Raw genomic sequence first — 11,896 nt, forward strand, 5'->3', positions numbered from 1 at the left:
GTCGACCGAGCCGCAGCGACATCACCGCCGGGCGGACCGGCGGTGATGTCGCTGGGCGTCGGTCGGACGGTCGGGCGCGGTGCTCAGCGGGCGAGCTCCCACGTCAAGCGGGCGATCGCCTGCTCCTCGTCCGTGGGGACCACGAGCACCGGGATCGCCGACTCCGGCGCGGAGATCGTGTGGGGCCCGGCCACGCGGGCGCGGTTGGCCTCGGCCTCGTAGGCCACCCCGAGCGCCTCGAGCCGGTCGAGCACGCGCGCCCGGAACGGAGCCGAGTTCTCGCCGATCCCGGCGGTGAACACGATCGCCTGCGCCCCGCCCACGGCCACGTGGTAGCCGCCCACGTACTTGGCCAGCCGGTAGGAGGCCACGTCCAGGGCGTTGCGGGCGCGGCCGTCCCCGGAGGCGGCGTTCTCCAGCACCTGGCGCATGTCCGCCTCCCCGGCCAGGCCCAGCAGGCCGGAGCGCCTGTTCATGAGGGTGTCCAGCTCCTCGGCGTCGTAGCCGTGGTTCCGCATGAGGTGGGTGACCACGGAGGGGTCCAGGTCGCCGGAGCGGGTGCCCATCACCAGGCCGGCCAGCGGGGTGTAGCCCATGGAGGTGTCCACGGAGACGCCGTCGCGGATGGCGGTGGCGGAGGCGCCGTTGCCCAGGTGCAGCACCACGGCCCGGAACTCCCCCCGCGGGATGCCCAGATGCTCCGCGGCGAGGCCGGTGACGAGGTCGTGGCTCGTGCCGTGGAAGCCGTAGCGGCGGATGCCGTGCTCCGTGTAGACCTCGTCCGGCAGGGCGTACTGCCAGGCCTCGCGGGGCATGGTCTGGTGGAACGAGGTGTCGAACACGACCACCTGGGGCATGTCCGGCCAGCGCTCGGCCATGGCGCGCAGCCCCTGGGCGGCGGCGGGGTTGTGCAGCGGGGCCAGCGGGGCGAGGCGCTCGATCGCGCGGATCACCTCGTTGGTCACCCGGGCCGGGGCGGTGAACCGCTCGCCGCCGTGGACCACGCGGTGGCCGGCGGCGTCGATGGTGCGCCCGCCGGTCGCCTCGGCCAGCTCGGCCTCCACCTGCTCGAGGGCGGCGGCGTGGTCCGGCACGCCGGAGCCGGGGACGCCGATGCGCTCCACCAGGCCCTGGGCGAGGACGGGCACCGGGGCGTCCGTGCCGTCGTCGGCCAGCTCACGGAGCTGGTACTTCAGGGACGACGAGCCGGAGTTGATGACAAGGACGAGCACGGGGGACTCCTTCCGGGGCGTCAGCCCTGGGCCTGGGCCTGGATGGCGGTGATGGCGACGGTGTTGACGATGTCCTCCACGGTGGTGCCGCGGGAGAGGTCGTTGACGGGCTTGTTCAGGCCCTGCAGCACGGGCCCGACGGCGACCGCCCCGGAGGACTGCTGGACGGCCTTGTAGGTGTTGTTGCCGGTGTTCAGGTCCGGGAACACGAACACGGTGGCCTGGCCGGCCACCTCGGAGCCGGGCATCTTCGAGGCCGCGACGGAGGCGTTGACGGCGGCGTCGTACTGCAGCGGGCCCTCCACCTTCAGCTCGGGGGCACGCTCCCTCACGAGCTCCGTGGCGGCGCGGACCTTGTCCACGGACTGCCCGGAGCCGGAGGCGCCCGTGGAGTAGGAGAGCATGGCGACGCGCGGGTCCACCCCGAACTGGGCGGCGGTGGCCGCGGACGCCACGGCGATGTCCGCGAGCTGCTGCGCGTCCGGGTCCGGGTTCACGGCGCAGTCGCCGTACACGAGGGCGCGGTCCGGCAGCAGCATGAAGAACACCGAGGAGACGATCGAGACGCCCGGCTTCGTCTTCACGAACTCCAGCGCGGGGCGGATGGTGTTGGCGGTGGTGTGGGCGGCGCCGGAGACCATGCCGTCCACGTCGCCCAGGTGGACCATCATCGTGCCGAAGTAGGCGCCCTCCTGCATGACCTCGCGGGCGCGCTCGGCGTCCACGCCCTTGTGGGCGCGCAGCCGGGCGTACTCCTGCGCGTAGCGCTCCAGGTCCGGGGAGTCGGCGGGGTCCACGAGCTCGATCCCGCTCAGGTCCACGCCCTCGCGGGAGGCCAGCTCCCGCACGGCGGCGGCCGGGCCGAGCACCACGAGGTCGCAGACGTCGCGGCGCTGGAGGATCTCGGCGGCGCGCAGCACGCGGGCATCCTCGCCCTCGGGCAGCACGATCCGGCGGCGGTCCGCGCGGGCGCGGGAGATCAGCTCGTGCAGGAAGCGCAGAGGGGTGACGACGTCGGTGCGTGGCAGGTCGAAGCGGGCCAGCAGCTCGTCCCCGTCCACGCGCTGGTGCCAGGTGCCCAGGGCGGCGGCGGTCTTGCGGGGCTGGGCGCTGGAGAGCTCGGAGCGCACCCGGGAGACCTTCGCGGCGGTGGTGAACGTGTCGTCGTGGGTGACGAACACGGGGAAGGCCGCGCCCAGGTAGAGCCGCTGGAGCTGGCGGTTCGGGAGGATGCCGTTGGTGAGGATCATGCCGGAGGGGGTGGGGAAGTCCGGGGTCAGCGAGGAGGCCACGGTGGCCAGGATCGCGTCGGAGCGGTCGCCGGAGACGATCACGAGCGCGCCCTCGCGCAGGACCTCGAGGAAGTTGCCGCCCTCCATGGAGACGGCCTTGACCTCGGCGACGTCGCGGTCCAGCGTCTCCTGCCCGGCCATCTGCTCGAGCCCGAGCGCGTCCGCCACCTCGGCCACCGAGGGGTGCGCGAGCTCGGTCAGCTCGGGCAGCACGTACACGGGCCAGGCGTGGCGGCCGGGGCGCACGGCCGCGCCGACGGCGTCGAGGTCACGGGGGTCCGCGCGGTTGACCATGACGGCCAGCAGCTCGACGCCGGCGTCGTCGAGGGTGCGCCGGGCCAGGTCCACGACGTCGGCCGCCTGCTCGGGTGTCAGGTCCGCGCCGGAGACCACGGCGACCACGGGGGTGCCGAGGTTGCGGGCGAGCTGGGCGTTGAGGTCGAGGTCGGCGGCCGGGTCCGGGCTGATCAGGTCGGTGCCCTCCACCACCACGACGCCGCCCGCCGCCCGCATGGCGTCGTACTGCTCCACGCAGCGCTGCTGGACCTCGTCGCCGCGGCCCTCGGCCATGAGGGTGCGGGCCTCGGCCGCGGTGAGGCCGCCGCGGGCCTGCTCCGGGGAGAGGCCGTACTGCTCGCGCATCAGCAGCACCATGGGGTCGGTCTCCACGTCGTCGCCGGGCACCACGGGGCGGAAGTAGCCCACCGTGCCGGAGCGCCGGTACAGCGAGTCGGCCAGGCCCAGGCTGACGAGGGACTTGCCGGCGCCGGTGGACGTGGTGGAGACGAAGATTCCCTGGGGCATGGCGGACCTTCCGGTGGAGGACGGGGCTCGTCGTTCACGGTACCGAGGCCGCGGCGTCGGGGCCCGTCCCGGCCGACGCGGATCGACGTGAGTGAGGCGTGTCTCTCACGCGCGTGACACACATGACTGCACTCGCCCCGTCAAGCATTAAGGACCCTCCCATGGCAACGAGAGCCGACCGCGGCCGCCCCGTGCACAACCCCGACATCATCGGGTTCACGGACGCCGAGCTCAACGAGACCCCCATCCGGCCGAAGTGGAACTCGCTGGGACCCGGCATCGTGGCGGCCGCCACGGGCGTGGGCGCCGCGGACCTCGTGGCCACCCTCACCGCCGGCTCCCGCTACGGCTACATGCTCCTGTGGGCCGTGATCCTGGGCGTGATCTTCAAGATCGTGCTCGTGGAGGGCGTGGGCCGCTGGTACCTGTCCACCGGCAAGACGATCTTCCAGGGCTGGCGCACCCTCGGGGCCTGGACGTCCTGGTACTTCGGCCCGTACATCCTCATCTGGGGCATCGTGTACGGGGCGACGGCGATGTCCTCCACCGCCCTGCCGCTCGCGGCGCTGTTCCCCGGTGTGGACAGCAAGGTGTTCGCGATCGCCGCGGGCCTGATCGGCCTGGGACTGGTCTGGCTGGACAAGTACCGGCTCATCGAGTGGCTCATGACGGTGCTGATCGGCGTCATGTTCGTGACGGTGCTGCTCTCCGCGGCGCTGACGGCCCCGAACCTGGGCGAGATCCTCGCCGGTCTCGTGCCGCGCCTGCCCTCCGGCGATCCCCAGGCCATGTTCTACGTGCTCGGCCTGGCCGGCGGCGTCGGCGGCACCATCACGCTCGCGGCCTACGGCTACTGGCTGCGCGAGAAGGGCTGGAACGTCCCGAAGTACCTGAAGGTCATGCGGTTCGACAATGCGACCTCGTACATCCTCACGGGCATCTTCGTGATCGCCACCATGGTCATGGGCGTGGAGCTGCTGCACTCGGCGGGGCTGGCGATCTCCTCGGGCGACAAGGGCCTGCTCGACGTCGGCAACGTGCTGGCCGAGCGCTACGGCCAGGCGTACTCCGTGGTGTTCCTGGTGGGCTTCTTCGCCGCGTCCTTCTCCTCGCTTCTGGGCGTGTGGCACGGCGTCTCCCTGATGTTCGCGGACTTCTGGACGAACTTCCGCCGCCCCGCGGACGAGCTCGACCAGGACGACGCCCCCTCGCTGGCCTCGAAGCCGGGCCGCTTCTTCCTGCTGTGGCTGACCTTCCCGCCGATGACCCTGCTGTTCCTGGATCGCCCGATCTTCCTGATCCTGCTCTACGGCACGCTCGGCGCCTTGTTCATGCCGTTCCTGGCCGTGACGCTGCTGTTCCTGAACAACAAGAAGGAGGTGCCGGCCCAGTTCCGCAACGGCTGGATCCGCAACACGCTGCTGGGCCTGACCGCGGCCGTGTTCGTGGCGATCGGCGTGAACGAGCTGATCAAGGCCCTGCAGCCGGTGCTCGGGGGGTGAGCCGGCGGCGGGAGCGGGGCACACTGGTGCCATGATCGTCGCCTTCTCCGTCGCCCCCTCCGGCCAACCCGCCGACGCCGAGCACCTGCCCGGCGACGCGGACACCGCGTCCGTGCACCGGGCGGTGGCGGCCGCCGTCGCCGTGGTGCGCGCCTCCGGCCTGCCGCACCGCACCTCCTCGATGTTCACCGAGATCGAGGGGGAGTGGGACGAGGTGATGGAGGTCGTGCGCGCCGCCGTGGACGCCGTGTCCCCGTACGGCTCCCGCGTCTCGCTCGTGCTGAAGGCGGACATCCGCCCCGGCCGCACCGGCGAGCTGGACGGCAAGCTCGAGCGCCTCGAGTCGGCCCTCGCCGAGGACGAGGGGCGGCGCGCCGCCCCGGCCCCGCGCGACGGCGACGCCGGGTGACCCCCCTCCCCGCTGCCCCCGGACGCTTTCGTTCGAGAAACGGCGGCGTGTCGAGGCGCTTTCGTTCGAGAAATGGCCGCCGCGCCGGCGGCCCAGAGGAGCAGCCCGTGCCTGAGTCCGTGACCGTGCGCCTCGCCGCCCCCGGGGACGTCGAGGCGCTGCTGCGCGTCAAGGCGCGGTCGTGGCGGGAGGCCTACGGCGCGCTCCTGCCGTCCGCCTACCTGGACGCGATCGAGGACCGGATCCCGGAGGACGTGCCCGCGTGGACCGCGCTGATCGGATCGGACCGGGACCTCTGGGTCGCCGACGACGGCGGCCGGCTGCTCGGCGTGGCGCTCGCGGGCCCGCGTCGCTCGGCGGCGGAGACGGGCCGGACGGGCGCGGACGACGCGGCCGCATCGCCCGCCGACCTGCCCGATGTGGAGCTCATGGTGCTCTACGTCCTGGCCGAGGCGTACGGGACCGGCCTGGGAGCGCGCCTGCTGGACGCCGTCGTCGGGGACCGCCCCGCGATGCTGCGCGTCCTCGCCGAGAATCCGCGGGCCGTGGCGTTCTACGCCAAGCACGGGTTCGCGGCCGTGGGGGCGCCGGAGCCGATGACCGGCCCGTGGGCCGGCCTGCACGAGCAGCTGATGGTGCGCCGTCGCCCGCACGACGGCGGTGCGGCGTGAGTCGCCGGTCATCGGCGCGCCGGGGCCGGGCCGCGGGCGGATCCGCCGGCCCCGCCGGGATCGAGCCGGGCGTCCACGCGATCACCCACGGCACCGCCGAGATCCGCGAGGACGCCTTCGAGCCGGACGCGTTCATCCTCTACGTCAACGGCGTCGAGTCCTCGCCGCTGGACCCCGAGCGCCCCGAACGCATGGCCTTCGAGTACATGCGCTGGGCCGCCGCGGCCGTCCGGGCGCACTGGCCGGAGCCCACGCCGCTGCGGGCCCTGCACCTGGGCGGCGCGGGCTGCGCGCTCGCCCGCTGGGTGGACCACGCGTACCCGGGCTCCCACCAGACCGCGGTGGAGATCGACGCCGGCCTGGCCGCCCTCGCCCGCGAGCGCTTCGGCCTGCCCCGCGCCCCGGCCCTGCGCATCCGCGTGGCAGACGCCGCCGAGGTCCTGGCCACGGCCCACCCGGCCAGCCGCGACCTGATCATCCGCGACGTCTTCGCCCCGGACCCCACGGACCTGACCGGTGCCCGCCACATCACCCCGCCGGGCCTCACCGGCCTGGACGCGGCCCGCGCCGCCGCGCGGGTCCTCGCCCCGGGCGGGCTGTACGTGCTCAACGTGGGCGGCGGGCCGGACCTGACGTCGGTGCGGGCGGACGTGGCTGCCGTCGTCGCCGCGTTCGAGCACGTTGAGGTGATCGCGGATCCGCCCATGCTCAAGGGGCGGCGCCGCGGCAACGTCATCGTGGCGGCCTCGGACGCCCCCGTGGCCCGTCCCGCCGCGGACGCCCCGCCCGGCTCCGACCCCCGCGACCGCCTGGCCCGTGCCCTGCGCATGGACGCCTTCCCAGCCCGGCTCGCGGAGGATCCACGCGGCTTCCCCGCGGGCGTCGCGCCCGGGATCACGGGACTCGTCCCGGGCCCCGAGGCGTAGACTGGAGGCACTCGGCCGGGTCCGCCCGGGGCCCGTCGAGTCTGACTCGAGGAGGTCGCCATGTCCGCCCAGACCCAGCCCGCCGCCCCCCGCCGTGAGGATGCACCGCTCGGCGTCCTGGTGGGTGTGGACGGCTCCGACCAGTCCGTCTCCGCCGCCCGCTGGGCCCAGCGCGAGGCCGGCCTGCGCGGCGAGCCGCTGACCCTCGTCACCGCCTACTCGATCCCCGCGTACTGGGGTTACGGCGCGGACGCCGGCGGCGCCGTCCTGGACGACTCCCGTCTCCGCGAGGGCGTGCAGGCCCTCCTGGAGGAGGTCGCCGGCAAGCTCGACGCCGACGGGGTGCGTCCGGAGCTGCGTGTGGAGATCGGGGACGCGGCCGGCGTCCTCGTGGAGCTCTCCGCCGAGGCCTCCCTGCTCGTCTCGGGCGCGCGCGGCCGCGGCGGCTTCATGGGCCGCCTGCTCGGCTCGGTGGCCGCCGCGCTGCCCGGCCACGCGCACTGCCCGGTCGCCATCATCCCCGCCGGGGTCGAGGCCAGCCGCGCGGGGGACAGGACCGCCGTCGTGGTGGGCGTCGACGGTTCCGAGCAGGGCCGTGCCGCCGCTCTCGAGGCCGCCGAGGAGGCCCGCCTCCGTCAGGCCCCGCTGAAGCTCGTGTGCGCCGTCCCGCCCCTGGGCGCGAATGCCGCGTGGCTGGCGGTCAGCCTGGACGAGGAGGCCCGCGAGCGGGAGCTGCGGGAGCGTCTCGAGGCCGGCGCCGCGTGGATCAGCTCCGAGTTCCCCGGTCTCGAGGTCCTCACCGAGCTCGTGGACGGCACCCCCGTGGACGTGTTGGTGGACCAGACCGCCACCGCCCGCCTCACCGTGGTGGGCACGCGCGGTCTGGGCGGCTTCGCCGGTGCGATCGTCGGCTCCACGAGCCGCGGCGTCGCGGACCACGCGAAGGGTCCGGTGCTCGTCGTCCCGTTCCGCGAGGACGTCCGCCTCGGCCGCCGCGCCTCGTTCGGCCCGGTCCAGGACCAGTCGGGGTCCTGACCGGCGCTCAGCCCCAGCCGAGCTCGTGGAGGCGCTCCTCGGAGATGCCGAAGAAATGCCCCACCTCGTGCATGACGGTGACGGTGATCTCGTCCTCGAGCTCGGCGCGGGAGGTGCAGTGGCGGGTGAGCGGGCCGCGGAACACCACGATCCGGTCCGGCATCTGCCACGCGAACTCGGCGCGCTCGGTCAGCGGCACGCCCTCGTAGAGGCCGAACAGCTCGGTGGCCGGGTCCTCCCAGCGCTGCGGCTCGTACTCGTCCTCCACCACCACGACGACGTTCGTCAGCAGCCGCGCCAGCTCGTCCGGGATGCGGGTGAGGGCCGCGGAGACGGCGTCGTCGAACTCCTGCTCGCTCATCCACGTGGCGGCGGGCTGCTCGGGCGACGGGCGGTGGTCCACGGCGGCTCCTGGGGGTGCGGGGCTCCGCGGTGCGGAGGGCGGCCGGCCGGCGGCCGGACTTGCCGGAGGGTGTGCGGCCACCATAGACTCCCAGGGTCCACCTCGGGAATCTCGACACCGGACCTGCCCCTATCGTCTAGAGGCCTAGGACACCGCCCTTTCACGGCGGCGACACGGGTTCGAATCCCGTTGGGGGTACGCAGAACGGCCGCCCTCGGCGGCCGGAACGGCACGTGGAGCGTGGACTTGCACGACGCTCGGAGGCTCTGCTAGAGTTTCCACTCGTTGCGAAAGCGGCGAGAACAACAGAACATGGCCCTGTAGCGCAGTTGGTTAGCGCGCCGCCCTGTCACGGCGGAGGTCGCGGGTTCAAGTCCCGTCAGGGTCGCTCGGATCGTCCGATCACCGGCATTCGGAAACGGAGTCCGGTGACGCATGGTCCTGGTGACGAAGGTCGCCGGGCTCTGTAGCTCAGTTGGTAGAGCGTACGACTGAAAATCGTAAGGTCACCGGATCGACGCCGGTCGGAGCCACCACTTCGAGAAGGCCCCCCGCAGACGCGGGGGGCCTTCGTCGTCCGGGGCGACGAGCCACTGACAGGCGGCGACGCGGTGGGCACACTGGGTCGATGCCCGATTCCCCCTCCCCCCGCGCGACCGGCGGCGAGACCGCGCTCGTGGTGATCGACGTCCAGCACAGCTACTTCGAGCATCCCGCGCTGGCCGCCCATCAGGCCGAGCTGACGGCGGCGGTCGTGGAACTGCTCCGGACCGCGCACGAGGCCGGCCGTCCCGTCTTCCTGGTGCGGACCGAGCACGCGCGGGACCGCTCCACGTGGACGTTGAACATGCTGGCCGACGGCGAGGGCTTCGCCTTCCCGGGCAGCCGGCAGGCCGCTCTGCTCGACGGGGTCGCGGCGGCCGCCCCGGACGCCGTCGAGCTCGTGAAGACCCGGGACTCCGCCTTCCACGGCACCGGACTGGCGGCCGAGCTGCGGGGCCGCGGGGTGGATCGGCTCCTGCTGTGCGGCGTCTCCACCCACAGCTGCATCGCCGAGACCGCCACGGCCGCGTTCGCCCTCGACTTCCACGCCGCGATCGCGACGGACGCGATCGCCTCCGAAGAGCCGGCGCTGGCCGCCGAGATGCTCGACTTCCTCCGCGCCGAGATGCGTCAGCCGCTCCTCGGGCAGGACGAGGCGCTCACCCTCCTGCGCACCGGCCTCGTCCCCGACCGGGGCTGAGGGGCGGTCACAGGATCTCGACGTCGCCCTCGTCCGCACGCGTGCGGTCCTGGGCGTCCTCCTCGATGTGCATGGCGGCGGACTCCGCATTGCGCAGGGAGTCCGGGGCACGTCCCTCCCCGGCCCGGTGCTGCGGGTCGTCCGAGCCGCCGCGCACGGGCTGGCCGTCGCGGCCGTCCTCCGGCTCGGGGTCGCCGGCGGCGTTGGGATCGGCGAGCAGGTCCGTCTCGAGCTCTCGTTCGTCCTCGCGGTCCTCGAAGGGGACGTCGGTCATGGTGCGGTCCTTCCTCTCGCGGGCGGGCCCGTCCGGCGCCGCCGTCGTCGTGGTGCCCCACACCCTAGTGAGGCCGCCCACGCCTCACCAGGGGGCGCCCGCGCCGGGGCCGTGGGCGCGGTCACCCCGCCGGGTGAGACCGTCCACTCGGCCGCGCCTCAGGCGGGGAGCCGGCGTGCGGGACCACGTAGGGTCGGGAGGATGAGCGATCCGACACCGCCCTCGACCGAGCCCATGATCCCCGAGCAACCCGGGAACCATCCGTCCTCGGCGACCGCCCCCGACGCCGGCGTCGCCCCTGCCACCTCCGCCGCGGCCGACCGCGATCGCGTCCTGCTGCCGTGGGTGTTCTGGCCCTCCGCGGTCATCGTGCTCTCCTTCGTGGTGGCCACGCTGCTCGCCCCCGAGCAGATGACCGTGGGCATCAGCCTGGTCCAGCAGGCCATCATCACGAACTTCTCGTGGTGGTACGCCCTCGTCGCCCTGTTCTTCGTGCTGTTCTGCGGCTACCTCGCGTTCTCCCGCAAGGGCGACATCACCCTGGGCAAGCCCGATGAGAAGCCCGAGTTCTCCACGCTGTCCTGGTTCTCCCTGCTCTTCGCGGCGGGCATGGGCATCGGCCTCGTGTTCTTCGGCATGACCGAGCCGCTCATGCACTTCACCTCGCCGCGGCCCGACCTGGCGGCCGCCAACCCCACCCAGGCGGAGGCCGCCCAGTCGGCGCTGGCCACCACGTTCCTGCACTGGGGCCTGCAGCCCTGGGCGATCTACGCGGTGGTGGGCGTGGCGGTCGCGCTGGCCATCCACCGGCGTGGCCGTCCCCTCGCGCTGCGCTGGGCCTTCGAGCCGCTGATCGGCGAGCGCCGCGTGCGCGGCGGCTGGGGCCACCTGATCGACAACATCGCCCTCATCGGCACCGTCTTCGGCGTGGCCACCTCGCTGGGCCTCGGCGTCACCCAGATGTCCGCGGGCCTGCGTGCGCTGGGCATCGTGCCCGAGGACAGCCCCTGGCTCGAGTACGCCATGATCGGCGCGGTCACCTGCGTGGTGCTCTACACCGTGGTCTCCGGCGTGGAGCGCGGCATGAAGTGGCTGTCCAACACCAACCTGATCCTGGCCGCCGGCCTGCTGCTGTTCATCGCGATCGTGGGGCCCACCGCGTTCCTGTTCAAGGAGATGGTGCAGTCCCTCGGCTCCTACATGCAGTACTTCTTCGCGAACTCGCTCAACGTCTCCGCGTTCTATGGCGCCGAGGGCGACGCGTGGCAGGCCGGCTGGAGCGCGTACTACTGGGGCTGGTGGATGTCCTGGACGCCGTTCGTCGGCATCTTCATCGCCCGCATCTCGCGCGGTCGCACCGTGCGCGAGTTCATCGCCGGCGTGCTGCTGGTGCCCACCCTGGTCTGCGTGGTCTGGTTCGGCATCCTGGGCGGCACCGCGATCTTCCTCGAGACCACCCGCCCGGCCGGGTACACCTCCGTGGTGGGCGCGGACGGCGCCATCGACTCGAACACCGCGCTGTTCCAGGTGCTCGAGCAGCTGCCCGCGGGCATGATGCTCGTGGTCGGCGCCATCATCCTCTCGGGCATCTTCTTCATCACCTCCGCCGACTCGGGCTCGCTCGTGATGGGCATGCTCGCCACCGGCGGCGACGTGAACCCGAAGGCCACGGTGAAGATCTTCTTCGCCATCGCCACCTCGCTCATGGCCGCGGCACTGCTGGCCGCGGGCGGCCTGTCCGCGATCCAGGTCCTGGCCATCACCATCGGCCTGCCGTTCTCCGTGCTGATGCTGCTGATCTGCCTGGCCACGTTCCGCTCGCTCGGCTACTCCGTGGCGCGGGTGGAGGCGGTGCGCCGCCAGGCCATGCTGGCCTCCATCAAGGACCGCCTGGGCCTCGAGTCCGACGACGACGAGGTGGTCGACGCCGGCCCCGTGGCGGCCTCGCAGTGGTGGGCCTCGCTCAGCCGGGACCACCAGCAGCGGATCGCCGATGCGGCCGCCGGCGTCCCGGCCTCAGAGGGGCCCCGCCGCCCCCGGCTGCGCCGCCACGAGCACTGACGTCCGGCCTCCCGGGCGACCTCCCGGCCCCGACGAGAACGGCC

General features: G+C 73.3%; 11 protein-coding genes and 3 tRNA genes. 10 read left to right on the top strand and 4 right to left on the bottom strand.

Translation table 11 applies throughout. From position 1 onward, the window contains the following. Positions 1-83: 83 nt before the first annotated feature. Both AC3RJ9_RS00605 and pta read right to left on the bottom strand, forming a co-directional pair. A complete protein-coding gene (locus AC3RJ9_RS00605; RefSeq protein ID WP_061867612.1) occupies positions 84-1,232 on the bottom strand; it encodes an acetate/propionate family kinase in 1,149 nt (382 codons plus the stop codon). Positions 1,233-1,252: 20 nt separating this feature from the next. Next, positions 1,253-3,328 carry a phosphate acetyltransferase gene (pta, locus tag AC3RJ9_RS00610; RefSeq protein WP_020625363.1) on the bottom strand — a complete coding sequence of 692 codons (2,076 nt, stop codon included), beginning with the start codon at positions 3,326-3,328 and terminating at the stop codon, positions 1,253-1,255. Positions 3,329-3,489: 161 nt separating this feature from the next. Between pta and AC3RJ9_RS00615 the strand changes: the two genes are divergently transcribed. The 5 genes from AC3RJ9_RS00615 (at position 3,490) to AC3RJ9_RS00635 (ending at position 7,871) form a co-directional block, all read left to right on the top strand. Beyond that, positions 3,490-4,830, top strand: coding sequence for an Nramp family divalent metal transporter (locus AC3RJ9_RS00615; protein ID WP_123244191.1), 1,341 nt, complete (start codon positions 3,490-3,492; stop codon positions 4,828-4,830). 31 nt (positions 4,831-4,861) lie between these two features. Then, the gene (locus tag AC3RJ9_RS00620) at positions 4,862-5,239 is read left to right on the top strand and encodes a thiamine-binding protein (protein WP_123244192.1); all 378 of its coding nucleotides are present in this window, start codon (positions 4,862-4,864) and stop codon (positions 5,237-5,239) included. 107 nt (positions 5,240-5,346) lie between these two features. Beyond that, positions 5,347-5,910, top strand: coding sequence for a GNAT family N-acetyltransferase (locus AC3RJ9_RS00625; RefSeq protein ID WP_123244193.1), 564 nt, complete (start codon positions 5,347-5,349; stop codon positions 5,908-5,910). Then, a complete protein-coding gene (locus AC3RJ9_RS00630) occupies positions 5,907-6,836 on the top strand; it encodes a spermidine synthase (RefSeq protein WP_044658645.1) in 930 nt (309 codons plus the stop codon). The genes AC3RJ9_RS00625 and AC3RJ9_RS00630 overlap by 4 nt, the downstream gene beginning before the upstream one ends. Positions 6,837-6,896: 60 nt before the next feature. Continuing rightward, a complete protein-coding gene (locus AC3RJ9_RS00635) occupies positions 6,897-7,871 on the top strand; it encodes a universal stress protein (protein WP_123244194.1) in 975 nt (324 codons plus the stop codon). A 7-nt stretch (positions 7,872-7,878) separates the two neighbouring features. Here AC3RJ9_RS00635 and AC3RJ9_RS00640 read toward each other — a convergent pair whose 3' ends face one another. Continuing rightward, complete coding sequence (locus tag AC3RJ9_RS00640; RefSeq protein ID WP_002856128.1) at positions 7,879-8,274, bottom strand: metallopeptidase family protein; 396 nt, start codon at positions 8,272-8,274, stop codon at positions 7,879-7,881. A 125-nt stretch (positions 8,275-8,399) separates the two neighbouring features. Between AC3RJ9_RS00640 and AC3RJ9_RS00645 the strand changes: the two genes are divergently transcribed. From AC3RJ9_RS00645 to AC3RJ9_RS00660, 4 genes are all read left to right on the top strand, one after another. Further along, a tRNA-Glu gene (locus tag AC3RJ9_RS00645) sits at positions 8,400-8,472 on the top strand. 116 nt (positions 8,473-8,588) lie between these two features. Then, positions 8,589-8,662, top strand: a tRNA-Asp gene (locus AC3RJ9_RS00650). 72 nt (positions 8,663-8,734) lie between these two features. Next, positions 8,735-8,810, top strand: a tRNA-Phe gene (locus AC3RJ9_RS00655). 92 nt (positions 8,811-8,902) lie between these two features. Then, positions 8,903-9,517, top strand: coding sequence for a cysteine hydrolase family protein (locus tag AC3RJ9_RS00660; protein WP_123244195.1), 615 nt, complete (start codon positions 8,903-8,905; stop codon positions 9,515-9,517). 7 nt (positions 9,518-9,524) lie between these two features. Here the strand turns inward: AC3RJ9_RS00660 and AC3RJ9_RS00665 are convergent, their stop codons facing one another. After that, positions 9,525-9,791 (bottom strand): hypothetical protein, encoded by a 267-nt coding sequence (locus AC3RJ9_RS00665; protein ID WP_041103606.1) that lies wholly within the window; start codon positions 9,789-9,791, stop codon positions 9,525-9,527. A 201-nt stretch (positions 9,792-9,992) separates the two neighbouring features. Here AC3RJ9_RS00665 and AC3RJ9_RS00670 point away from each other — a divergent pair, with 201 nt between their 5' ends. Beyond that, entirely contained in the window at positions 9,993-11,852 is a 1,860-nt protein-coding gene (locus tag AC3RJ9_RS00670; protein WP_036383525.1) for a BCCT family transporter, read from the top strand. The last annotated feature ends 44 nt before the right edge of the window (positions 11,853-11,896 follow it).

Source organism: Micrococcus sp. 63XJN7_6_ISO-PGPR-S23-444, from assembly GCF_058072765.1.

What these genes read in the sequence shown, in the direction of transcription:
- AC3RJ9_RS00620 (WP_123244192.1), top strand. Translation starts at nt 4,862, where the DNA reads ATGATCGTCGCCTTCTCCGTCGCCCCCTCCGGCCAACCCGCCGACGCC.
- AC3RJ9_RS00660 (WP_123244195.1), top strand. Translation starts at nt 8,903, where the DNA reads ATGCCCGATTCCCCCTCCCCCCGCGCGACCGGCGGCGAGACCGCGCTC.
- AC3RJ9_RS00635 (WP_123244194.1), top strand. Translation starts at nt 6,897, where the DNA reads ATGTCCGCCCAGACCCAGCCCGCCGCCCCCCGCCGTGAGGATGCACCG.
- AC3RJ9_RS00670 (WP_036383525.1), top strand. Translation starts at nt 9,993, where the DNA reads ATGAGCGATCCGACACCGCCCTCGACCGAGCCCATGATCCCCGAGCAA.
- pta (WP_020625363.1), bottom strand. Translation starts at nt 3,328, where the DNA reads ATGCCCCAGGGAATCTTCGTCTCCACCACGTCCACCGGCGCCGGCAAG.
- AC3RJ9_RS00665 (WP_041103606.1), bottom strand. Translation starts at nt 9,791, where the DNA reads ATGACCGACGTCCCCTTCGAGGACCGCGAGGACGAACGAGAGCTCGAG.
- AC3RJ9_RS00615 (WP_123244191.1), top strand. Translation starts at nt 3,490, where the DNA reads ATGGCAACGAGAGCCGACCGCGGCCGCCCCGTGCACAACCCCGACATC.